Annotated in this window: 25 protein-coding genes; 10 read left to right on the top strand and 15 right to left on the bottom strand. The window is 71.9% G+C overall.

The window, feature by feature from the left end:
- Together glp and ACO03V_RS02895 are read left to right on the top strand one after the other, a co-directional pair.
- The gene (glp, locus tag ACO03V_RS02900; RefSeq protein WP_423136549.1) at positions 1–1,227 is read left to right on the top strand and encodes a gephyrin-like molybdotransferase Glp; all 1,227 of its coding nucleotides are present in this window, start codon (positions 1–3) and stop codon (positions 1,225–1,227) included.
- Between the two features lie 88 nt (positions 1,228–1,315).
- Positions 1,316–2,155: a DUF6457 domain-containing protein gene (locus tag ACO03V_RS02895; RefSeq protein ID WP_423136548.1), complete on the top strand. Its 840-nt coding sequence runs from the start codon at positions 1,316–1,318 to the stop codon at positions 2,153–2,155.
- Positions 2,156–2,306: 151 nt separating this feature from the next.
- Here ACO03V_RS02895 and ACO03V_RS02890 read toward each other — a convergent pair whose 3' ends face one another.
- Positions 2,307–2,867 carry a TetR/AcrR family transcriptional regulator gene (locus ACO03V_RS02890; RefSeq protein WP_423136547.1) on the bottom strand — a complete coding sequence of 187 codons (561 nt, stop codon included), beginning with the start codon at positions 2,865–2,867 and terminating at the stop codon, positions 2,307–2,309.
- Between the two features lie 102 nt (positions 2,868–2,969).
- Between ACO03V_RS02890 and ACO03V_RS02885 the strand changes: the two genes are divergently transcribed.
- Positions 2,970–3,932: an alpha/beta hydrolase gene (locus ACO03V_RS02885; RefSeq protein ID WP_423136546.1), complete on the top strand. Its 963-nt coding sequence runs from the start codon at positions 2,970–2,972 to the stop codon at positions 3,930–3,932.
- A gap of 134 nt (positions 3,933–4,066) precedes the next feature.
- Here ACO03V_RS02885 and ACO03V_RS02880 read toward each other — a convergent pair whose 3' ends face one another.
- The 4 genes from ACO03V_RS02880 to otnK form a co-directional block, all read right to left on the bottom strand.
- Entirely contained in the window at positions 4,067–4,438 is a 372-nt protein-coding gene (locus ACO03V_RS02880; protein WP_423136545.1) for a hypothetical protein, read from the bottom strand.
- A gap of 137 nt (positions 4,439–4,575) precedes the next feature.
- On the bottom strand, positions 4,576–5,355 hold the full coding sequence (locus tag ACO03V_RS02875; RefSeq protein WP_367733975.1) for a DeoR/GlpR family DNA-binding transcription regulator: 780 nt from the start codon (positions 5,353–5,355) through the stop codon (positions 4,576–4,578).
- Positions 5,356–5,374: 19 nt separating this feature from the next.
- Complete coding sequence (locus ACO03V_RS02870) at positions 5,375–6,025, bottom strand: class II aldolase/adducin family protein (protein WP_423136544.1); 651 nt, start codon at positions 6,023–6,025, stop codon at positions 5,375–5,377.
- On the bottom strand, positions 6,022–7,242 hold the full coding sequence (otnK, locus tag ACO03V_RS02865) for a 3-oxo-tetronate kinase (RefSeq protein WP_423136543.1): 1,221 nt from the start codon (positions 7,240–7,242) through the stop codon (positions 6,022–6,024). The genes ACO03V_RS02870 and otnK overlap by 4 nt, the downstream gene beginning before the upstream one ends.
- 170 nt (positions 7,243–7,412) lie before the next feature.
- Here otnK and ACO03V_RS02860 point away from each other — a divergent pair, with 170 nt between their 5' ends.
- The 3 genes from ACO03V_RS02860 (at position 7,413) to ACO03V_RS02850 (ending at position 11,156) form a co-directional block, all read left to right on the top strand.
- A complete protein-coding gene (locus ACO03V_RS02860) occupies positions 7,413–8,774 on the top strand; it encodes a homoserine dehydrogenase (RefSeq protein ID WP_423136542.1) in 1,362 nt (453 codons plus the stop codon).
- An 82-nt stretch (positions 8,775–8,856) separates the two neighbouring features.
- Positions 8,857–10,200: an SLC13 family permease gene (locus ACO03V_RS02855; protein ID WP_423136541.1), complete on the top strand. Its 1,344-nt coding sequence runs from the start codon at positions 8,857–8,859 to the stop codon at positions 10,198–10,200.
- A gap of 179 nt (positions 10,201–10,379) precedes the next feature.
- Positions 10,380–11,156 carry a DUF429 domain-containing protein gene (locus ACO03V_RS02850; RefSeq protein WP_423136540.1) on the top strand — a complete coding sequence of 259 codons (777 nt, stop codon included), beginning with the start codon at positions 10,380–10,382 and terminating at the stop codon, positions 11,154–11,156.
- A gap of 400 nt (positions 11,157–11,556) precedes the next feature.
- Here the strand turns inward: ACO03V_RS02850 and ACO03V_RS02845 are convergent, their stop codons facing one another.
- From ACO03V_RS02845 to ACO03V_RS02835, 3 genes are all read right to left on the bottom strand, one after another.
- Positions 11,557–12,396, bottom strand: a complete 840-nt coding sequence (locus ACO03V_RS02845; protein WP_423136539.1) for an aldo/keto reductase — start codon at positions 12,394–12,396, stop codon at positions 11,557–11,559.
- A gap of 11 nt (positions 12,397–12,407) precedes the next feature.
- Positions 12,408–12,716: a putative quinol monooxygenase gene (locus ACO03V_RS02840; protein ID WP_423136538.1), complete on the bottom strand. Its 309-nt coding sequence runs from the start codon at positions 12,714–12,716 to the stop codon at positions 12,408–12,410.
- Positions 12,717–12,825: 109 nt separating this feature from the next.
- Positions 12,826–13,236 carry a Rid family hydrolase gene (locus ACO03V_RS02835; RefSeq protein ID WP_423136537.1) on the bottom strand — a complete coding sequence of 137 codons (411 nt, stop codon included), beginning with the start codon at positions 13,234–13,236 and terminating at the stop codon, positions 12,826–12,828.
- A gap of 70 nt (positions 13,237–13,306) precedes the next feature.
- Here ACO03V_RS02835 and ACO03V_RS02830 point away from each other — a divergent pair, with 70 nt between their 5' ends.
- On the top strand, positions 13,307–13,687 hold the full coding sequence (locus ACO03V_RS02830; protein WP_423136536.1) for a winged helix-turn-helix transcriptional regulator: 381 nt from the start codon (positions 13,307–13,309) through the stop codon (positions 13,685–13,687).
- 43 nt (positions 13,688–13,730) lie between these two features.
- On the opposite strand, the gene ACO03V_RS02825 is transcribed toward ACO03V_RS02830, so the two are convergent.
- Positions 13,731–14,651 (bottom strand): LysR family transcriptional regulator, encoded by a 921-nt coding sequence (locus tag ACO03V_RS02825; RefSeq protein ID WP_423136535.1) that lies wholly within the window; start codon positions 14,649–14,651, stop codon positions 13,731–13,733.
- 106 nt (positions 14,652–14,757) lie between these two features.
- On the opposite strand from ACO03V_RS02825, the gene ACO03V_RS02820 reads away from it, so the two are divergent.
- From ACO03V_RS02820 to ACO03V_RS02810, 3 genes are all read left to right on the top strand, one after another.
- Complete coding sequence (locus ACO03V_RS02820; RefSeq protein ID WP_423136534.1) at positions 14,758–15,567, top strand: SDR family NAD(P)-dependent oxidoreductase; 810 nt, start codon at positions 14,758–14,760, stop codon at positions 15,565–15,567.
- Positions 15,568–15,614: 47 nt separating this feature from the next.
- Positions 15,615–15,974: an ArsR/SmtB family transcription factor gene (locus ACO03V_RS02815; protein ID WP_423136533.1), complete on the top strand. Its 360-nt coding sequence runs from the start codon at positions 15,615–15,617 to the stop codon at positions 15,972–15,974.
- A gap of 80 nt (positions 15,975–16,054) precedes the next feature.
- Positions 16,055–17,032 carry an SRPBCC family protein gene (locus ACO03V_RS02810; protein WP_423136532.1) on the top strand — a complete coding sequence of 326 codons (978 nt, stop codon included), beginning with the start codon at positions 16,055–16,057 and terminating at the stop codon, positions 17,030–17,032.
- Between the two features lie 58 nt (positions 17,033–17,090).
- Here ACO03V_RS02810 and ACO03V_RS02805 read toward each other — a convergent pair whose 3' ends face one another.
- The 6 genes from ACO03V_RS02805 to ACO03V_RS02780 form a co-directional block, all read right to left on the bottom strand.
- Entirely contained in the window at positions 17,091–17,534 is a 444-nt protein-coding gene (locus ACO03V_RS02805; protein ID WP_367733993.1) for a hypothetical protein, read from the bottom strand.
- A 175-nt stretch (positions 17,535–17,709) separates the two neighbouring features.
- Complete coding sequence (gene sufU / locus ACO03V_RS02800) at positions 17,710–18,165, bottom strand: Fe-S cluster assembly sulfur transfer protein SufU (protein ID WP_423136531.1); 456 nt, start codon at positions 18,163–18,165, stop codon at positions 17,710–17,712.
- Positions 18,162–19,409 (bottom strand): aminotransferase class V-fold PLP-dependent enzyme, encoded by a 1,248-nt coding sequence (locus ACO03V_RS02795; RefSeq protein ID WP_423136530.1) that lies wholly within the window; start codon positions 19,407–19,409, stop codon positions 18,162–18,164. The genes sufU and ACO03V_RS02795 overlap by 4 nt, the downstream gene beginning before the upstream one ends.
- 63 nt (positions 19,410–19,472) lie before the next feature.
- Positions 19,473–20,420, bottom strand: coding sequence for a sugar phosphate isomerase/epimerase family protein (locus ACO03V_RS02790; protein ID WP_423136529.1), 948 nt, complete (start codon positions 20,418–20,420; stop codon positions 19,473–19,475).
- A gap of 22 nt (positions 20,421–20,442) precedes the next feature.
- On the bottom strand, positions 20,443–21,267 hold the full coding sequence (locus ACO03V_RS02785; RefSeq protein WP_423136528.1) for a carbohydrate ABC transporter permease: 825 nt from the start codon (positions 21,265–21,267) through the stop codon (positions 20,443–20,445).
- Positions 21,267–22,232 carry a carbohydrate ABC transporter permease gene (locus ACO03V_RS02780; protein ID WP_423136527.1) on the bottom strand — a complete coding sequence of 322 codons (966 nt, stop codon included), beginning with the start codon at positions 22,230–22,232 and terminating at the stop codon, positions 21,267–21,269. The genes ACO03V_RS02785 and ACO03V_RS02780 overlap by 1 nt, the downstream gene beginning before the upstream one ends.

Genomic DNA, 22,232 nt, shown 5'->3' with positions numbered 1-22,232 from the left:
ATGGGTGCGCAGGACGGAACCGTCGACGTCGCGGAGCACCTGGCGTCGATCCTCGCCGTGGTCGAGCCGTTCGCCCCGGAGGACCGACCGATCGCCGAGGTGCGCGGTCGCATCCTCCGCGCGCCGGCGCTCGCCGCCGTCGACGTGCCCGCCTTCGACAACTCCGCGATGGACGGCTTCGCGGTGCGCTTCGCCGACGTCCAGGACACCCCCGTCACCCTGCGCGTGGTCGCCGACCTGCCCGCCGGCACCGCCGAGGACCCCCGGATGGATGCCGCTGAGGCCGCGCGCATCATGACCGGTGCGCCGCTGCCGACCGACGCCACCGCCGTGGTGCCCTTCGAGGACACGCGCGCCGGTCTGGCGGGTGGGCTCGAGACGGTGACCGTCGAGCGTCCGCCCCGCGCCGACGGCGCCCACATCCGTCGGCGGGGGTCCGACGTGCGCGCGGGGGATGTGGTGGTCGCCGCCGGGCTGCGGCTCACCGCGGGACGTGTCGCCGCGCTCGCCGCGGCCGGCATCCCGTCGGTCCCGGTCAGCCGTGCGCCGCGCGTCGCGGTCGTGTCGACGGGGTCCGAGCTCGTCCCGCCGGGGGAGCCGCTGCAGCGCGGGCGGATCCCGGAGTCGAACAGCCTGCTGCTCGCCGGGCTCGCGGAGGAGGCCGGTGCCGAGGTCGTCCTGCGGGGCAGCGTCGACGACCAGGGCGACGGACTGCGACGCGCGATCGCGGACGCGGCGGCCGCGGGCGCCGACGCGGTGGTCCTGTCGGGAGGAGTGAGCGCGGGCGCGTACGAGGTCGTGCGGATGAGTCTCGGCGGGGTGATGCGCTTCTCGCAGGTGCGTATGCAGCCCGGGAGACCCCAGGGATTTGGATATTCCCCAGACGGAATGCTGCTGCTCGGGCTGCCGGGGAACCCGACGGCCGCCGCGGTGTCGTTCGAGCTGTTCGTCCGTCCGGCGCTGTCGGCGCTCGAGGGGGCGAGCGATCTCGGACGGCCCACCCTCGCGTTGACGCTGGCGGGATCGTGGCGCGGGCGCTCCGGCCGGACGCAGTACGTGCCGGTGGCGATCGACCGCACCGACCCGGCGACCTGGCGGGCCGTTCCGCCCGCCCCCGGTGCCGGCGGCTCCACGCGCGGGTTCGCGGCGGCGGGGGGACTGGCCGTCATCCCGCCCGACGGCCGCGACCGCGAGGCGGGAGACGCCGTGGACGTGATGCTGTGGTGACCTCCGGCGGGGATGCCGCGGTGAGCGCCGACGCGATCCTGCTCGCGGGCGGGCGCGGGTCCCGCCTCGGCGAAGCGGGGATGCCCCGGTGAGCGCCGACGCGATCCTGCTCGCGGGCGGGCGCGGGTCTCGCCTCGGCGGCGCGGTCAAGCCGCTCCTCACCGTCGGGGGCACGACGCTGCTCGCGGCCGCGGTCGCCGCCGTCCGGGCCGTCGGGGTGGACCGGGTCGTGGTTGCGGCGCCGGTGCTCGACGCCGGCCTCGCCGTGGACTGGGTCCGCGAGGACCCTCCGTTCGGCGGCCCCGTCGCGGGGATCGTCGCCGCCCTTCCGCGGGTGGGGGCGGCGGAGGTGTGGCTCCTCGCCTGCGACCTGGCCGACCCGGGCGCCGCCGTGACGGCGCTCGCCGCGGTCGAGATCCCGGGCGACGGCGTCTGCCTCGGCGACGGAGAGAGTGCGCAGTGGCTGATCGGCCGTTATCGCACGGACGCCCTGAGGCAGGCGGCATCCCTCCTTCCCGACCGGGGACGGGATGCCTCGATGCGGGCGCTCCTCGGACGGCTCGAGGTCGAGGTGGTCCCCGTGGGAGCCGCGCTGACGCGGGACATCGACACGTGGGACGATCTGAACGACGTCCGAGGAGGAACGATGACCGATTCCCGCACGCTGCCGCCCGAGGCGCTGAACGACTGGAGCGCGGCGCTCGCCGAGCGCTTCGGCCTCGCCGACGGGGACATCCCGATCTCGCTCGTGCTCGACCTCGCCCGAGACGTCGCGAACGGCGTCGCCCGCCCGGCCGCCCCCCTCAGCGCGTTCGTGGCCGGACTCGTCGCGGGTCGCGCGGGCGGGTCGCCCGCGGACACCGAGGCCGCGGTCGCGGCGGTCGTCGAGCTCGCACGCTCCTGGGACGGCGGCACGACCGGTCGCTGAGGCCGGCGCGCCGCGGCCGGGTGTGCGCGGAATCGGATGACGGCCGCGGATTCGGATGAATCGGCCGGTGGCATCCGATTCTGGGGACTGGATCCGATTCTGGGCGGTGGGCTGGGCGCCGCGCATGGTGCGGGGTCCGCGGGCCACCGCGTCAGGCGGCGGGCACAGCGGCGTCGATGAGCGTGACGGCGGCGGCGCGCGCGTGCCGGGCGGCATCCGGGGTCCCCGCGATGGCGGCGGTGGTCTGCGCGCCCTCCGCGAGGATGGCGAGCTGCGGAGCGAGGGTCCCGGGCGCCCCCGCGTCGTTCACGAGCCGCGCGACGTAGCGCTGGAACTCCGCCTTGTGTTCGCGGACGGTCCGCGCGACGTCCGCGTTGGCCGCCCCCAGCTCACCGAAGGCGTTGATGAAGCCGCATCCCCGGAAGTCCGCTTCCTCGAACCACCCGGCGAGGTAGTCGTACACCGCGAGCAGCCTGCCCCGATCGTCGTCGATGGCTTCCACCGCGGCCGTCACACCCGACGTCCACAGCGCGTGCCGCTTCTCGAGCACCGCCATCACGAGATCGTCCTTCGAGGGGAACGCCTTGTAGAGCGCCCGGAGGGAGACGCCGGCCGCGTCGCGAACGGCATCCATTCCGACTTGTCCGATGCCGCGCCCGTAGAACAGGGTGTCTGCGGCATCGACGATGCGCTGGCGAGGGTCGTCCGTCATGGGGTGAAGTCTACTTGACGTGAGAACGATCGTTCTCTACAGTCGGCCTTACCGACGAGAACGACCGTTCTCGCCCCTCGATCCACGAGAAAGGTCACGATCATGTCCGGTAACCCCCACGGCATCGCCCTCGAACCCGCCGCCCAGGAGTTCGTGGATGCCACCAGCGAACCGCCGTTCCTGTACCAGCTGCCGCCCGCCGAGGGGCGTGCCGCGGTCGACGGCGTCCAGGACGCGCCGATCTTCAAGCCGGACGTCGACGAGGAGTGGATCGAGGTGCCCGGCGGCCCGAGCGGATCGGTGAAGGTCCGCATCGTCCGCCCGCAGGGGGCCACCGGCGCGCTCCCCGTCGTGATCTACATCCACGGCGCCGGCTGGGTCTTCGGCGACGCCCACACGCACGACCGCCTCGTGCGCGACATCGCGGTCGGGACCGGCGCGGCCGTCGTCTTCCCCGAGTACGACCGTTCGCCCGAGGTGCGCTATCCGCACGCGATCGAGCAGGTCTGGGCGACCGCGCAGTGGATCGTCGCCGAGGGGGCGACGAAGGACCTGGATGCCACGCGTATCGCCGTCGCGGGCGACTCCGTCGGCGGCAACATGTCGGCCGCGATCACCCTGCTGGCGAAGGAGCGGGGTGGCCTCGACCTGACCGCGCAGGTGCTGTTCTACCCGGTGACCGACGCGGCCTTCGACACCGAGTCGTACCACCGGTTCGCGGAAGGCTACTTCCTCTCGCGCGACGGGATGAAGTGGTTCTGGGACCAGTACACGACGAGTGAGGACGACCGCGCGCAGATCACGGCCTCGCCGCTGCGGGCGAGCCTCGACCAGCTGTCGGGCCTCCCGCAGGCGCTCGTCATCACCGCCGAGGCCGATGTGCTGCGCGACGAGGGCGAGGCCTACGCCGCCAAGCTGCGTCAGGCCGGGGTGCCCACCACCGCCGTGCGCTACCAGGGCATCACCCACGACTTCGTGATGGTGAACTCGCTGCACGACACGTACGCGGCGAAGGCGGCGGTGGCGCAGGCGGTCGCGTTCCTCTCCGGGGCGTTCGCCGAGTAAGAGCCGCAGGGCGCCGGTCGGCGGGGTGGGGGCCCCGGTCCGACCGGGCCCGCGGAATCGGATGGCGACGCCGGAATCGGATCAGGATGCCATGGGCATCCGATTCCGGGGTCCGTGTCCGATTCCGCGGTGGATCAGTTCAGGAGGTCGACGCCGCTGAAGAAGCCGATCGAGATCGACAGCAGGAACGCGGCGACCCCCGAGATGAAGCCGGCCGCGGCCAGCTCGCGGGCCATGCGGGCATTCAGGCTCAGGATGCCGGCGACGAACGAGACGCCGGCGAGGACCCACATGCTGATCTGAATCCAGAAGAGCTGATCGAGGTCGGCGACGGCGCTGACCGACACCAGGAAGACGTACCAGAGGACCACGGTCGAGCCGGTGACGATGGCGACGATCGACGCCGCGCGGAGATCGCCCTTCGGCGTCGGCGGTGCGGGCGGCTGCGGGCGCGGGGCGACGCGCATACCGGGCTCGAGGGAGTCCGGGAGGTCGTCGTCTGCCATGGGTCGATCTTGGCAGCCGCGCGGCATCCGCCGCACCGGCTTGACCCGTGGCGGACGGACGGCCCACGGCGCGACGGCCCGGGCGCCCTCGGGCACGACGGAGGCGACCGCGTCGTCCGGCGCGACGGCCGCCCTCCTCAGGCGCGGACGACCTCGATGCCCGCCTCGCCGATCGCGGCCGCCGCAGCGTCTGGGAGGGCGGCGTCGGTGATGACCGTCTGCAGCTCCGACAGGCGGAGCGCCCGGTACTTCGCGAAGCGCCCGTACTTCGAGCTGTCGGCGATGAGGACCGACCGCTCGGCCGCCTCGACCGCGGCGCGCTTGGCCTCGATCTTCGCTTCGACGGGCGTCGTGATGCCGTGGCCGAGGTCCCAGGAGCTCGACGAGATGAACGCGAGATCGAGCGACAGCTCCGCGAGCGAGAGCCGCGTGAGGCGCCCGATCGTGGAGAGGTTGGTCCGGTCGACCCGGCCGCCGACGCAGATGAGGTCGGCGCTCGGGTGGTCGATGAAGGACTGCACCGTGGCGAGGTCGTTGGTCACGACGGTCAGGTCGCTCACCTGCTCCAGGAACGGCCGCATGGCCTGCGCGGTCGTGCCGGCGTCGAGGTAGACCGTCATCGTGTCGTGGACGAGGGATGCCGCCGCCTGCGCGATCGCGCTCTTCTCCGCGACCTCGCTCGCGGCCTTCTCGGCGCGCGTGGGCTCCAGGACGAGCCGCGGGGCGAGCTTGGCCCCACCGGCCGTCGAGTGCACGAGGCCCTGCTCCTCGAGGACCGCGACGTCGCGTCGGACGGTCATCTGGCTGACCCCGAGCAGGCTGCTGAGCTGTCGGAAGCTCAGCACGCGCTCGCGGTGCAGGCTCTGGACGATGCTCGCGCGGCGCTGTTCGGGGATCATCGGAGCTGCGTCGGTCATCGGGGCCTCTCGGTCCCGGTCAGCTTACTGAAGCGGTCTCGGACCACGGCGTGCCCCAGCGCTCCGTCAGCGCACGCACCTGCGCGGGGGCGATCAGCCGTCGCTCCCGTCCGTCCGTGAGGAGGGTGATGCGGCAGGCCTCCTCGAGCTCGATCGTGCTGTCGACGGCGGAGGGCAGGTCGACGCCGCTGACGACGGCGCCGTGGTTGGCGAGCAGCGCACCGCGGAACGGGAAGGGGCAGTCGCGAACGAGATCGCCCATCGCGGGATCGCCGGGAGGGGCGAACTCCAGGAGCGGAACCTGGCCGACGCGCATGAGCGAGTAGGGCGTGAGGGGCGGCACCGCGCTGTGCGGAGCCCACGGCTCGAGGCACGAGACCGCGACCGTCGAGGGCGAGTGCACGTGCACCACCGCGGTGTGCTCGGGCGTGCGCGCGTACATGGCGACGTGCAGCGGCACCTCCTTCGACGGCCGCGAACCGCTCAGCGGGTGTCCGTCCAGGTCGAGGACGGCGATGTCGTCGGGTCCGAGGGCTCCCAGGCGCGTACCGGTGCCGGACATGAGGATGCGGTCACCCTCCCGCACGCTCACGTTGCCCGAGCTGCCCGGGCTGAGACCCGCCTCGACGAGGGCGCGCCCCGCGGACACGAGGTCGTCGATGGCGCTCATGCGAGCTCCTTCCAGGCGGCGGAGAACAGGTCGACGGCGCCGAAGTTCCCGCTCTTCAGAACGAGGGCGACGGAGACTCCGGATGCCGCCGTCCCGACGCTCCAGCACACCCCCGGCGCGAGTTGCGGGCCGATGTGGAGCGCGGTGACGCCGAGCGCCTGGACCACGGCCCCGCTCGTCTCGCCGCCCGCGACGATGACGCGGTGGACGTCCCCCGCTCCGACGAGGTCGGCGACCAGCGCGGACAGCACGTGCTCGACCGCGGCGGAGGCGTCCGCCGAGCCGACGCGCACGTCGGTCAGGACGCCGACGGAGTACACGAGGGGGAGGGCGTCGTCGGGCAGCCGGCGCACCCAGTCGGCGAGGACCGCCGCCTCCACGCGGGGGTCGGCGAGGGCGGCATCCACGTCCACCTGCCGCGCGGCGGCACCGCGGTCGATCGCGTCGCGGATCTGCGCCCGCGTGGCCGCGGACGCCGAGCCGCAGACGACGAGGCGGCCCGCGCCGACGTCGGGCAGGGCGCCGGGCGAGGTCCCGGCGGGGGCGTCGAGGGCGGCGGCCAGGGCGGCACCCCCGGAGAGGACCCGCAGGTGGGCGGTGGCGGCGGCGATCGCCGCGAGGTCGTCGTCGGTGACGGCATCCATGATCAGGTATCCGGCGGGGGCGGCGTCGATCGCGGAGCGCAGCGCGACGGGGCCGGAGCGGACCGTCGGCAGGTCGATCTCGGTGAGGGCGGCGCGCGTCTGCGGCGCGAGGATGTCGCGGAGACGGGACTTCGTCATCGGCGTGAGCGGGTGGTGGCGCATCGAGGAGTCCTCCAGGAGCGTCCCGCCGACGAAGAGGCGTCCGTCGCGGACGGTCCGGCCGTTGCCCGGGAACGAGGGCACGACGACCGTGCGGTCCGCGGCGACGCGCTCGAGGACGGCGTCGAGCACGGGGCCGATGTTGCCCTCGTCCGTCGAGTCAAAGGTGGAGCAGTACTTCACATACAGGCGCTCCGCGCCGGCCGCGGTCAGCCGGTCGGCGGCGCGGACGGACGCGGCCACCGCCTCGTCGACCGGGGCCGTGCGCGACTTCAGCGCGACCACGACGGCGTCGGCGTCGGACGGGATGTCGTGGTCGCCGATGACGACCGTCGTGCGCAGTCCGCGATCGCGCAGCGCGGTGGCGACGTCGGTCGCTCCGGTGAAGTCGTCAGCGATGGCGCCGATGTACATGCAGGACCTCTTCATTGGTGTCATGCTCGCGCGGCGCGAGCCCGACGACAGTGTATGTGATTATTTGAGACGATACTTTGAAAATCTGTGAGACAGCGTTACAGTTGCGGAGCACCCGAGGTGCGCCCGGCGCGCACGCCACGACTTTCGACGACGTAAGAGGAACAACGGTGATCCACAGCTCGGCCCCCCGCCGCCCGGCCCCGATCCGCATCGCCCTGACCGGCGCGAACGGCGGGTACGGCCGGACGCTCCTCGACCAGTTGCGCCGTCTCCCCGACATGGTCGCGGTGCAGCTCGTGGACCCCGACGTCGACGGCGTCCGGCGCATGCTGACCGATCTCGAGGTCGCCCCCGAACGGATCGTCGTCGTCGCCGACGCGGCCGACACCGTCAAAGCGGTGGAGGGCGGGCGGATCGCGCTCGTGTCGGCGGCATCCCAGGTCGCCTGGTCGCACGTGGACGTCCTCGTCGAGGCGACCGGCCGGATCGACGCGGGTCACGCGTACGCCGACGCCGCCCTCGAGGCCGGGGTGCACGTCGTCATGGTCAGCAAGGAGGTCGAGACCGTCGCCGGTGTCGCCCTCAGCGCGAAGGCGCGCGAGCGGGGCCTCCGCTACCTGCCCGGCGACGGCGACCAGCCGGCGAACCTGCTGCGCCTAGTCGAGTGGGTCCTCGCGACCGGCTTCGACATCGTCGCGCTCGGCAAGTCCAGCGAGTACGACCTCGTCTTCGACCCGGCCACCGGGATCGTGAACCAGAACGGCGTCGAGCAGCAGGCGCCGGCGCTGTCGGGTCTGCTCGAGCGCGGAGACGACCTGCGCGCCACCCTCGACGCGCGCGCCGCCGCGGTCGCGGGGCTCAAGCGCGCCGCCGCCGCCGACTCGTGCGAGATGAACGTCGTCTCGCTCTACACCGGCGCCGTCGCCGACGTCGAGACCATGCACTACCCCGTCGTCCGTCCCGACGAGCTCGCCGACGTCTACGCCGAGCGCGCCGACGGAGGGATCCTGGATGCCACCGGCGTCGTCGACGTGTTCTCGATGCTCCGTCTGCCGGGCGAGGCCAGCTTCGCGGGCGGCGTGTTCGCCATCGTCCGCACGGGCGACGACACCACGTGGGAGATCCTCCGCGGCAAGGGGCACGTCGTGAGCCGCGACGGCCGATACGCCTGCATCTACTGGCCGTACCACTTCATGGGGGTCGAGACGCCGCTGACCATCGCCGCGGCCGTCGACGGCACGGCCACGACGGCCGAGCCGCGCCAGCACACCGTGCTCGCCGCACGAGCGTCCGGCGATCTGCCCGCCGGCACGGCGTTCCGCGTCGAGGGGCACCACCACGAGATCTCCGGCGTGGCGCCCGTCATCGTCGCGCCCGACGCGGGCGACATCGCCCCGTACTACCTGCTGTCCGGTGCGCGCCTGCGCGCCGACGTCCCCGCGGGCGCCCTCGTCCGCTTCCACGACCTCGAGGGCGTGCCCGACGCCGTCGAGGCGGCCTACCGCACCGGCCTCGCGCTGGGTGCCTGACCCCTTCCCTCTCGACCTTCAGGAGATCGACGACGATGCACCGTGAACAGAACCCCCCGACCCGGCCCTGCGGGGTGACGGCATGAACGTGGAGGTCATCGCCCTCATCGTCCTCGTCGCGGTCTTCGCGATCTCGGCCATCCGCAACGTGCACATGGGCGCGCTCGCCCTCGTCGCCGCGTGCATCATCGGCGTCCTCGTCGTCGGCGAGTCGCTCGACGACGTGCTCGGCGGCTTCCCCGTCGACGCGCTGCTCATCCTGCTGGGCATCACCTACCTCTTCGGCATCGCCCGCGCCGTCGGGACCATCGACTGGCTGGTCGACCGGTCGGTGCGGCTGATCGGGGACCGCGTCGCCCTCATCCCGTGGGCGATGTTCGCCGTCGGGACGCTCGTCGCGTGCCTCGGCACCTCCCACGCCGCCTTCACGCTCGTCCCGATCGCGATGAGCCTCGCGCACAAGCACCGCATCCACTCCACGATGATGGGCATCGCGATGAGCTCCGCGATCGTCGGCGGCGCCCTCGCCCCCACGAGCATCGTCGGCATCACCGTGCTGACGGTCGCCACGACCGCCGGCATCCCCTACAACGCCGCACTCATGTTCGGTCTGTCGGTCGGCATCAACACGCTCATCGTCGCGGTCGCGTTCCTCATGTTCGGCGGACGCGAGCTCATCGCCCGCGGCCGTGCCGCCAAGGCCGCGTCGACCGAGCTCGGCACCGGCGGCGGCCCGGGCGGCACCGGCGGCGGCACCGGCGGCGGCTCCGGCGTCACCGGCGTGCTGACGCAGACCGCGGCGCAGAAGCTCACCGGCTACCAGCTGATGACCCTCGTCTCGATCCCCGTGCTCGTCATCGCGTTCTTCACGCTCACGCTGAACGACGTCGACCTCAACCTCGGCGCCGTCGCGCTGACCCTCGCCGTGCTGCTCGCCTTCATCAACCCGAAGGCCGGCCGCGAGGGCCTGGGCAAGGTCGACTGGAACACGATCCTGCTGCTCGGCGGCATCATCACCTACGTCGGCGTCCTCACCCGCCTCGGCGCCATCGACCAGCTCGGCGAGTTCGCCCGCTCGGTGAACGAGCCGCTCGTCGCCGCGCTCGTCCTCTGCATCATCGCCGGCCTCGTCTCGGCCTTCGCCTCGACGATCGGCATCATCGGCGCTCTCGTCCCCCTCGCGGTGCCGCTGCTGCTGCCCGGCGGCGGACTGGAGATGACCGGCTTCATCTACGCGCTCGCGATCTCGGCGTCCCTCGTCGACTGCGCGCCGTTCGGAACGACCGGTGCGACCATCGTCGCGTCGGCTCACGAGGACGACCGGCCCCGCCTCTACCGTCACCTGACGATCTGGGGGCTGTCGATGGTCGTGATCGGCCCGGTGATCACGATCGCCGTGCTGGTCGTCCCGTTCCTCGGAGGTTGATCCCCCCACAGCCTCCGCGGGAGACGGCCCGGATCGCCTCGGCGGTCCGGGCCGCTCTCGTTCCCGGCGCGCTCCAAGTCCGCTGACGTGGCGCAGATGCACGCGCGGTGGGACCTCGCGCGTACACCTGTGACAAGTCAGCGCCGAGAGCCGAGGCTGATCGGCCTAGGCTCGTGGGGATGAGAACCGTCGGAGTCGACCTCGCGGCCGGGACCCCCGGGACGGCGCTCGCCGAGATCCTCTGGACCGGCAGCGCAGCCCGGCTCGCCCGGCTCGAGATCGGGATCCAGGATGCCGACATCGTGGCATCCGTCTCCGCCGGCGACGCGTGGCTCGGGATCGACTGCCCGCTCGGCTGGCCGGACGCGTTCGTCGACTTCGTCGGCGCGCACCACGCCGACACGACGCCGTCGCTCGGGCCCGTCGACGGCGGCCCGGACTGGCGTCGCCCGCTCGTCTACCGCCGCACCGACCACGTGGTGTTCGAGCGCATCGGCCGGTGGCCGCTGAGCGTCTCGACCGACCGTCTCGGCGTCACCGCCCTGCGCGGGGCGGGGCTGCTGCGACGGCTGGCGGAGGCCGGCTTCCCCGTGGACCGTGCGGCCGAGGGGCGCCTGTTCGAGGTGTACCCCGGCGGATCGTTGCGCCTGTGGGGCTTCGAGACGAAGGGATACCGGGTGGATGCCGCCCGCCGCCGCGCTCTGCTCGACGTGCTGGCCGCGCGGGCTCCCTGGCTCGACCTCGGCGGGTTCGCGCCGCTGGCGATCGCGAAGGCGGACGCCTTCGACGCGCTCGTCGCCGCGTTGTCCACCCGCGCGGGAGCGCTCGGGATGTTCGCGCGTCCGGCATCCGGTGCTCTCGACGTCGCCCGCCGGGAGGGGTGGGTCGTCCTGCCGGACGGGGCGGTGGAGGATCTGGCGCCGGGGGTCGTCGGGAGGGTGTCGCCGAACTCCTGAGACCTGGCTGGCGGGCCGCGCGCCGGTGTGCTGCGTGTGCGGCGCGGTGGTGTCGCCGAACTCCTGAGTTGTGGGGCGCGGGCTGCGCGCGGGGACGCCCGCGTGTGCGACGGGGCGGTGTGGCCGAACTCCTGAGTTCCGGCGCCCGGGCCGCGCGCCGTGACGCCCGCGCCGCGGAATTCCGGCGGATCGCCGCGTGACCTCGTCGCGCTCATGGCAGGACTCAGGAGTTGCGCGGGCGCCGGCGCCGCGGGATCTCGGCGGATCGCGGCGTGACCTCGTCGCTCTCGTCGCCGGGTTCAGGAGTTGCGCGGGCGGCGTGCCCGGCGCAGGTGCGGGCGGCGCTCGACCTGCGCCGGTCGGATTACGCCCGTGATCCCAGGTTCGTGCCCGACGACGGCTAGAGCATGGGAAGGCGGCGTGGCCGGGATCCCCGCGGAAAGGCCGCATCGATGCGTGCGATCTCGGCATCGGTGAGATGCAGGGTTCCGGCTCCCGCGTTGTCGTCGGCGTGGGCGGGGTTGGACGCCTTGGGGATCGCGAAGACCGACGGATGCCGGACGAGGAAGCGCAGCGCCACCTGACGCGGAGTCGCCCCGTGCGCTGCGGCGATGTCTTCGAGCACCCGGCCGCCCGGCGTCTGCGGACCCGGGAAGTCGCCGTGCCCGAAGGGGCTGTACGCCACCACTGCGACGTCGTGCTCCGCACACCACGGCAGCACCGCGTGCTCGATCGCGCGTTCGCCGAGATGGTAAAGCACCTGGTTGCAGGCCAGCCGGCCCTCCCCGCCCGCTCCCCAGGCCTCGTCGAGGTCGGCGTCGTCGAAGTTGCTGACGCCCCACGACCGGATCTTCCCCTGCTCGCGCAGGCGCTCGAAGCCGGCGAAGGTCTCCTCCAGCGGATGGGAGCCGCGCCAATGCAGCAGATAGCTGTCGAGCCGGTCGGTCCGCAGGCGGCGGAGGGATCGCTCGCACGCGGCGATCACCCCGTCCCGGGAGGCGTTGCTCGGGAGGACCTTCGAGACGAGGAAGACCTCCTCCCGCCGGCCGGAGATGGCCTCTCCGACCACGATCTCGGCGTCGCCGTACATCTCGGCGGTGTCGATGTGCGTCATGCCGCGGTCCAGTCCTCGTCGCAGCGCATCCACGGCGGTCGGCCGGTGGGCGTCGTCGATGTACCAGGTGCCCTGGCCGATCACCGCGACATCGGAGGGAAGGGGCCCGAACGGGCGGTGCTCCATGGTCGCCCCCCCTACGCGGGCTGCTTCTCGGCGACGACGTCCACCTGTTCGAGTGAGCGCACCTCGAACAGCACGCCTGTGTTCTCGCCGAGCGCGGCGGCGACCTTGCCGGACAGGTGCGCCTGGCGCCCGTCCTCGTCGGGGAAGGCGTCGAAGATGCCGAACGACGTCGGCCCGAACTGCAGGCCGAACCATCGCACGGTCTTGGGCTCGCCTTCGACGATGGACAGCCCCTGGTTCAAGAAGGCCCTCACGTCGTCCTCCTTGCCGGGCAGGGCCTCGAGACGGACGAGGAGTGCGGTGCGGACCGGTGTCGCCATGATGTTCTCCCGTGCTCGGTGGAGGTGATCCGCCGAGCTTGCTCCCCGGACCGCGGCGGACGCCACCTGTCTTGACGGCGGACCGGGCGCCTGTTAGCGCCGCCCCGATTCACGGCAACACGGCGTAGACCTCCAGCTCGACCAGGACGTCGGGCTCGAAGAGGAAGTCCACGCCGATAGCCGACAACGGCGGGAGCGGGGAGGGCAGCTGCAGCTCGGCACGGACCGCCTCGATGCCGGCCATGAAGTCCTCGAACATCTCGGGGCGGGAACGGGTGAGGAAGAACCGCATCCGCACGACGTCGTCGAAGCTCGCTCCGGCGGCGGCCAGTCCCTTCGCCGCGTTCCGGAAGGCCTGCCCGACCTGCCCGACGAGGTCGTCGGGGAACAGGCGGTCGGCCTCCTCGTTGCGCGAGATCTGACCCGCGACATGGATGTGACGGGTGCCGGTCCCGACGGCGACGTGGTGGTACGGGACGGGCTGGAACATCCCCGGCGGGGTGAGTCGATCGACGGACACGGGTCCTCCTCGTAGGTAGTTCCTCTGGTCTACCTGGTGTAGGAAGAGCACTTCAACGAGACTAGGTTCCGTGAACGACACCGCGTCCGCCGACCTGCTGTACGTCGAGGCTCCGCATCGGCAGCTTCTCGACGAGATCCTCGACAAGTGGTCACTGCAGGTACTGGACCGTCTGTGCGAACGACCGCACCGGTTCAACGACCTGCGCCGGGAGGTCCCCGCCATCGGCCAGAAGTCGCTGACCACGACCCTTCGACGCCTCGAGCGCAACGGCATGATCACGCGCGTGATCCTCGACACGCGGCCCATCGCCGTCGAGTACCGCATCGCGCCGCCGGGCACGTCGCTGAACCGCCTCATCGAGTCGCTGCTGTCGTGGACGACGGAGAAGCTCCCCGAGGTGGAGGCGGCCCGAGCCCGGTACGACGCGATCGAGGGCGCGGCATCCTGACTCCTTCAGCCCGACGCCGGCATTCCGGGGAACCGTCGCGGTCCTAGGCCTCCCGGGGAAGGGCGATGGATGCCGCCTCCTGGCGCAGCACCCGGCGCAGGGCCTCGACGGCCGGTGTCGCATTCGCCGTGGGGGACGCCAGGGAGAGCGCGCCCATCGTCAGTGCGGGGTCGTCGACGGCGATCGTGACGACGCCGGCGGGGAGGGATCCCGCCATGAGTGAGGGGACGGTGGTCACGCCGAGTCCGGCGGCGACGAAGCCGAGGCGTGCGGACCAGTCGGTCAGCGAGGCCACGATCCGCGGCGACGGGAGCGTCGGCCAAGCGCCGAAGTGCGCCTCCGCCGCTCGGGGTCGGCCGACGACCCAGTCCTGTTCGGCGAGCATGTCGGGGGTGACGGTTCCGGCGGCGGCGAGCTCGTGGTGGGCGGCGACGGCGACGCGGAGCCGCCCCGCGGGGAGGGGTTCGAGGTCGATCCCCTCGCTGGTCTCGTTCGTCGCATCCGCGCCCACGGCGACGATGGCGAGGTCGAGTCGGCCGGCGCGCAGCCGGCGCAGGTGGGTCTCGGTGGACGACTCGTGGAAGTCGACGTGCAGATGCGGATGTTCCGCCCGCAGTCGCGCGAGAGCGCGCGGGACGAGCTGGACCGCCGCCGCGGGGAACGCTCCAAGGGTCACCGTGCCCTGGAGGAGACGTTCTTCGCGCTCGAGGTCGAAAGAGATGGCGTCCAGCTGATCGAGGACCGTCGCCGCGCGGGCGGCGATGCGCCGTCCGCTCTCGGTGGGGCGGACGCCCCGCGCATGGCGTTCGACGAGGGGTGCGCCGGCGATCGTCTCGAGGCTGGCGATCTGCTTCGACAGCGCCGACTGCGTGAACCCCAGACGCTCGGCGGCGGCGGTGAAGGACCCCTGCTCGATCACGGCGCACAGGGCCCGCAAGAGCTGCGGGTGGACGTCGAACGGCATTTCCTTAGTATTCCGTTCCGGACTATCTGATACGCGCACCATTCGCTGGTGGCGTATCCCTGCAGAGATGAGAGTGGAGGAGTTCTCATCGACGAAGGAGGCTCGGATGAAGGTCTGGTTCATCACCGGCGCGGCCGGCGGGTTCGGCGCCCTGTGGGCGGAGGCGGCGCTGCGGCGCGGCGACCGGGTGGTCGCGACCGCCCGACGTGCGGAGCGGCTCGCGCCGTTGGCCGAGGAGTTCGGCGACGCGGTGCTCGCGCTCGACCTGGACGTCACCGATCGGCGGGCGGTGTTCGGCGCCGTCGCCGACGCAGTCGGTCGTTTCGGTCGCATCGACGTGGTGCTCAACAACGCCGGCTACGGCCAGTGGGGAATGGTCGAGGAGCTCACCGAGCAGGATTTGCGGGAGCAGATGGACACGAATTTCTTCGGCGCGGTGTGGGTGACGCAGGCGGTGCTTCCCGTCCTGCGCGACCAGCGCGCGGGGCACATCGTCCAGGTGACCAGCGAAGGCGGCATTCGGGCGTTCCCCGGGATCGGCGCCTATCACGCGTCGAAGTGGGCGCTGGAGGGCCTGAGCGAATCCCTCGCTCAAGAAGTCGGGGCCTTCGGCATCCATGTGACCTGCCTCGAGCCCGGTCCTTACGAGACCGGCTTCGGCGGCGCGGTCCGCTCCAGCGAGGAGCTCCCGGCCTACGTGCCGGTCCGCGCGGCCGACCCGTCGTCGTTCCGCCTCGGGGATCCGATCGCGACGATCCCCGCGGTATTCGCCCTCGTCGACGCGCCCCGTCCGCCGCGGCGCCTCGTCCTCGGCGAGTCCGTGGCGCCGATCATCGACATCTACGAGGAGCGCATCCGGACGTGGCGCGAGTGGGAGGACGTCTCCGTGCGGGCTTTCGGCGAGCCGCCGCAGTAAGACGCACCTCTTGCCGGGGTGCGGCGGCGGTGCTAACGTGCAACCAAATGGTTGAACAACGGACAGTCGATGACGCGGAGATCGATTGCGTGTTCCACGCGCTCGCCGATGCGACGCGACGCGACATCGTGCGACGCACGCTGGTCGCCGAGCAGTCGGTGTCCGATCTCGCCGCGGGCTACGCCATGTCGTTCGCGGCCGTGTCCAAGCACGTCGCGGTGCTCGCCGCGGCGCGCCTCATCACCAAGCGAGCGGAGGGGAGGACCCGACTCGTGCGCGCCGACCCCGCGGGCCTGGAGCGGGCGCAGCGACTGCTGCGGTCGTACGAGGACCTCTGGCGCAGCCGGATCGACCGGCTCGACGCCCTTCTGGCCGAAGAAACCCGCGACCCCGCATCCGACAGCTGACCGCCGGCGGAGCGGCATCCCTCCGGCATCACCGATTTCCGAAGTAGCAGACACACCGACCTCCGAAGAAGGAGTACGTCATGCCCGTCACCTCCGTCACCAGCGACGTCGAGTCGCTCACGATGACCCTCATCGCCGACTTCCCGGTCGGACCCGAGCGGCTGTGGAGCGTCTTCACCGACCCGCGGCAGCTCGAGCGGTTCTGGGGCCCTCCCGGGTGGCCCGCCACGTTCGACACCTTCGACTTCTCCCCGGGCGGCTGGGCGAGGTACCACATGACCTCCCCGCAGGGGGAGAACGCCGGCGGGATCTGGCAGTTCACGGACATCGACGCCCCGCGGGGCTTCACGGTCATCGACTCCTTCGCGGACGCCGACGGCGCCATCCTCGAGGACCTCCCCGGCTCGCGGATGACCTTCGCGTTCGAGGCCACACCGGAGGGCTCACGGCTGACGAGCGTCAGTCACTTCGCGTCCGCCGAGGACCTGGAGCAGATCATCGCGATGGGCGCCGTCGAAGGCTCGACCCTCGCGCTCAACCAGCTCGACGCCGTGCTGCAGGACCTGCGCGACTACGCCCAGGGCAAGGGCACGCGGATCGAGGTGCTCAGCGACCAGCACGTGCGCATCACCCGCCTCATCGACGGGCCGCGCGAGCTCGTCTGGCGCGCGCACACCGACCCCGACCTGATGCGGCGCTGGATGCTCGGACCCGACGGCTGGCGTATGACGGTGAGCGAGGTCGACGTCTCCGTCGGCGGCCGCTATCGCCTCGCCTGGGAGCCGGAGGCGGGCACCGAGGGGGAGGCCTTCGGCTTCGACGGTGAGACGCTGCTGATCGACGAGCCGCGCCGCATCGTCCAGACCGAGCACATGACCGGAACCGACTACCCCTCGACCACCAACGACCTGTCGCTGTACGAGGAGGACGGCGCGACGCTCCTCACCCTGCTCATCGCGTACCCCGACGCCGCGACCCGCGACATGGTCCTGGCCACGGGCATGGTCGACGGCATGGAGAAGAGCTTCCAGCGTCTGGAGCGCGAGCTGGTGCACTGAGGCGGGAGGGATGCCGCGAGCTCGTGGCATCCCTTCTCCCCTTCCCTCGCGGGTCGGGTCAGGCCGCGGGCGCGGCCCGGCGCACCTGGTCGCGGATGCGCTGCTCCACCTCGGGCGTGACCTCGAGGACGGCGAAGGACACGGGCCACATCGGGCCGTCGTCCAGCTGCGCGGTCTCGTCGAAGCTGACCGTTCCGTAGCGCGTCGAGAACTTCGACGCCGGCTGATAGAAGACGACGACCTTGCCGTCCTTCGCGTAGGCCGGGAAACCGTAGAACGTCTTCGGGTTCAGGTGCGGCGCCTCCTCGAGCACGATCACGTGCACGCGCTCGGCGATCGCGCGGTCGGTGCCCTCGAGCTTCTCGATCGCGTCGAGGCAGGCCTCGTTCTCCTTCTGCAGCTTCGCCAGGCCCTTGAGGCCCTTCATCGCCGCGAGCTCTTCGGCGCGCTGTCTCATCGCCGCGCGTTCCTGGTCGCTGAATCCTGCTCCGCCGGTGGCCATGGCATCCCTCCGTGTCGTCTGACGAGAGGCTAGTGCTGCGCGGCAGGCCTGTCGCGGAATCGGATGCGAGCGGCGGAATCGGATGCCACGGGCATTCTGCTCCGAATGCGGCGCGGCCGTCCGATTCCGGCGCGCGGCGGACGGGGACCGAAGCGGTGCGGCGGGGGCTCGCGGGTCAGGCCTGGCGGAGGCCCTCTTCGAGCGCGACCCACGCGAGCATCGCGCACTTCACCCGCGCGGTGTACTTCGAGACGCCCGACAGCGCGGACGCGTCGCCGAACGTCTCCTCGTCGAGCGGGATCTTCCCGCGGGAACGCAGCGCCTCGCGGAACCGGTCGATCAGCGCCTGGGCGTCGGGGAGCGGCATCCCGTCGTCCCCTCCGTCCTCGCGGAGCAGCGCGACGAGCATCGACGCCGACGCCTGCGAGATCGAGCAGCCGGCGCCCTCCCAGGTGACGGAGGCGACACGGTCGTCCTCGGTGGTGACGCGGAGGGTGATCTCGTCGCCGCAGATCGGGTTGCGCTGGTGAACGGTCGCGCTGTGCGCGCCGGGCTCGTCGAGGCCGAAGCCGCGCCGGTTCTTGGCGTGGTCGAGGATGAGCTCCTGATACAGCGCGTCGAGCCCGCTCATGCGGCGACCTCCGCCCCGAAGAAGGACCGCACGCCGGAGACCGCGTCGAGGAACGTGTCGACCTCGTCCGCCGTGGTGTGGATCGCCGCGCTCGCGCGGACCGACGCCGTGAGGCCGAACCGGCGGTGCAGCGGCTGCGCGCAGTGGTGTCCGACTCGCACGGCGACGCCGCGGCTGTCGAGGAACTGCCCCACGTCGTGGGCATGCACCCCGTCGACGGCGAAGGCCTGCAGGGCGACGCGCTCGGCGGCATCCGTGTCTCCGAGGAGACGGATGCCGGGGATCGACCGCAGCCCCTCCCGCATGCGCCTCTCGAGCGCGGCCTCGTGCGCGTGCGCGGCGGCGAGGTCCTGCGCGCCGAGCCAGCGGAGGGCGGCGGCGAACCCGACGGCCTGCGACACCGGCTGCGTGCCGGCCTCGAAGCGCTGCGGCGGCGGCAGGTACTCGGCCTCGTCCAGGGTGACCGTCGTGATCATCGAGCCGCCGGTCGTGAACGGCGGCAGGGCGTCGAGGACCTCGTCGCGGCCCCACAGCGCGCCGATGCCGTACGGCCCGTAGACCTTGTGGCCCGAGAACACGGCGAGGTCGACTCCGGATGCCGGAAGGTCGAGGGCCAGGTGAGGTGCGGACTGGCAGGCGTCGAGCACGGTCAGCGCGCCGACCGCCTGTGCCCGCGCGGCCAGATCGGCGACGGGGTTCACGATGCCGAGGACGTTCGAGACGTGCGGGAAGGCGAGGACCTTGGTCCGAGCGCCGATGAGGGAGTCGGCGGCATCCATGTCGAGGGTGCCGTCCTCGCGGACGGGGATGTGACGCAGGCGCGCGCCGGTGCGGCGGGCCAGCTCCTGCCAAGGGATGAGGTTCGCGTGGTGCTCCGCCTCGGTCACGACGATCTCGTCGCCCTCGCGCAGGCGACCGGCGTACCCGAGCGACCCGGCGACGAGGTTGAGACCGCCGGTGGCACCCGAGGTCCAGACGATCTGCTCCGGCTCGGCGCCGACGAACTCGGCGACGGTGACGCGGGCGTCTTCGAACAGCTCCGTCGCCTCGGCCGCGAGGGTGTGCGCGCCCCGGTGGACCGCCGCATTCGCCCGGGACAGGAAGTCGCGCTCGGCATCGAGGACGGCGCGGGGCTTCTGGCTCGTCGCGCCGGAGTCGAGGTAGACGAGCGGGTGGCCGTCGACCTCGGTCTCGAGGATCGGGAAGTCGGCGCGGACGGCGTCGACGTCGAAGGGGAGTGTCACCCTCCCAGGCTACGGCGCGGCGGGAGGGGTGGCGCCCGGGGTGGGCCGGCCGCCGGGCGTCGCTCAGGGACCGAACGTGCGTCCGACCCATTCGCGGCTGGCGCGAGCACTGGCATCCGGATCCCCGTGCACCTGGTCGACCTCGATGATGATCCAGCCGCCGAAATCCTCGGGAAGCGCGGCGATGACGCCGTCGACGTCGAGGTCGCCGCGGCCCGGCTCGCGGAAGAAGTCCTCCAGGGCCACGTCGGTGTAGGGCCGGGGCTCCCGCCGCCACCGCTCCACGGCCTCGGCGGGCAGGTCCTTCACGTGCAGGTCGAGGATGCGATCGGCGTGACGGCGCGTCATCTCGACGGCATCCATTCCCGCCCAGGCGAGGTGCCCGATGTCGAAGGACGCGCCGAGCAGGTCGGGCCCGATCGCGTCGAGCACGGTCTCGATCTCGTCCTCCGTCTCGATCCACGTGCCCACGTGATTGTGGAGGCCGGCGCGCACGCCCTCCTCCTGCAGGATGCCGGCGGCCTCGGCGAGGACGTCGATCTGCCGCTTGAGACGATCGGGGTCCGACCGGTGTCCGACCGCCGCCCGCTCCGACCATCGCGGCAGGACGTAGTTCACCTCCGGCGCGAGGAAGACGGAGTCGAGCCCGAAGAAGTTCGACTCCTCGGCCTTCCGGCGGATGGGGGTGAACCAGCGGATCCATTCCGCCGTGCCCGGCCGGAGATCGAGGCCGTGGTCCTCGGGCAGGCCGATCGATGCGTATCCCGGGGCCGGTCGCAGTCCGGCGTCGGCGATCATGCGCGCGTACTCCTGGAGGGTCTGGGTGTCCAGGACCTCCATCATGGTCGCGTCGAAGCCGGCTGCCGCGACCGCCCGCAGCACGTCCGGGTACTCCGAGCGGAACGAGGGCTCGCCGTAGCGCCAGCGGCTCTTGCTGCCCGGCACGGCGGGGTCGGGCGGGAGGCTCGTCCACTGGATGGGGTTGAGGGCGACGCGGGAGCGGGAGATCATGCGGGTCCTTTCGGGGGAGGGGTCACTTGATGCCGGTCGCGGCGATGCCCTGGACGAAGTACTTCTGCAGGAACAGGAAGAGGACGAGAACCGGCAGGAGAACGACCACCGCGCCGGCCAGCAGCACTCCGTACTCGGTCGTCTGATTCGCCTGCGCGGCGATGGCGAGCCCCACGGGCAGTGTGTACGTCGACTGGGACTGCGCGATCACGAGCGGCCAGACGAACGCGTTCCATGCGCTGAGGAAGGTGAGCACGCTGACGGTCGCCAGGGCGGGGGTGAGGAGCGGGAGGAAGATCGTCGCGAAGACGCGGACGTCCCCCGCGCCGTCCAGCCGGGCCGCCTCGAAGAGCTCCTCGGGGATGGAGTGGGCGAACTGGCGGATGATGAACACCGAGATGGGCAGGACCAGCATCGGGAAGGCGATCCCGATGAGGGTGTCCACGAGTCCGAGCTGCACCGCGACGAGGAACTGCGGCACGAACACCGCGACGATCGGCACCATCATCGTCGCCAGCACCATCACGAACACGAACCCGCGTCCGCGGAAGCGCAGCTTCGCGAGGGCGTAGCCGGCCATCGAGCCGAACAGCAGGTTGGCGAGGACGACGATCACCGCGACGATGACGCCGTTCGCCAGGTACGTGCCGAAGCCGCGGTCGAAGAGCGCGACGAAGTTGTCGACGTTGCCGAAGGAGCGCGGCAGCCAGGCCCCCGGGTCGGAGGTGAACTCGCCCTGGCTCTTGAACGCGCCGAAGAGCACCAGGGCGAACGGGATGAGCATGAGCGCGCAGACGATCGAGATCGCCGTGTAGAGGAGCGCGCTGGTGAGGTGTCGGGTACGCATCAGTGCTTCGGCCTCAGGATCCGGAACTGCACGACGCTCACCACGGCCACCAGGAGGATCAGGACGAACGACCCGGCCATGCTGGCCGCGATGTTGCCGAACCCGAACTGCTGGTACACCCAGAGCGAGATCGATCGGGTGGACCCGAGCGGACCGCCGCCGGTGAGGAGGTACGGCTCCTCGAAGATGTTCATGTACATGACGGTGATGAGCACCGAGACGAGCAGGGTCGTCGGGCGCAGCAGCGGCAGCGTCATGTGGACGATACGCCGCCAGGCTCCGGCCCCGTCGATCGCCGCGGCCTCGTAGACCTCCTCCGGGATCGCCTGCAGTCCGGCGAGGAAGAGGACCATCGCCGTTCCCACGTTGCGCCACACCGTCAGCAGCATGACGCTCGTGACCCCCCAGGCGGGGTCGCCCAGCCAGTTGGGGCCGGCCAGCCCGATGCTCGACAGGGCCTCGTTTATGGGCCCGTCCAGCGAGAGGGCGTACTTCCAGATGATGGACGCGGCGACGATGTTCGCGATCACCGGGAGGTAGATTGCCGCGCGGAAGACGGGTCGCAGGCGCCGGATGCCGGTGTTGAGCAGGATCGCCAGGGCGAGGCCGCAGGCCATCGTCGCCGGGACGCCGATGACGACGAAGAGCGCGGTGTTCAGGACCGAACGCTGGAAGTCGGGGGCGGCGAGGACCGCGGCGAAGTTGTCGAAGCCGACGACGTCGACGCCGAGAGGGTCGCGCAGGTCGCGCAACCCGACGTCGGTGAAGCTGAAGGCGAGGGCCGCGATCACCGGGATGACGGTGAAGAGAGCGACGACGACGAGGGTCGGCGTGAGGAACGCCCACGCTGTGAGCGACTCCTTGGCCGCCCCGAGGCGACGGCTGCGACGGGTGACGGGGGGACCGGGGTCCGGGTCGAGGCGGCCGGTGACCGCCTCGACCCGCACCGGAAGGGCGGTGACCAT

Source organism: Microbacterium sp. HMH0099 (assembly GCF_049384025.1).
In the GTDB taxonomy this organism is placed as follows: domain Bacteria; phylum Actinomycetota; class Actinomycetes; order Actinomycetales; family Microbacteriaceae; genus Microbacterium.
Note: the sequence above shows the minus strand (reverse complement) of the source record. Positions and strands in the feature narration are given on the sequence as shown.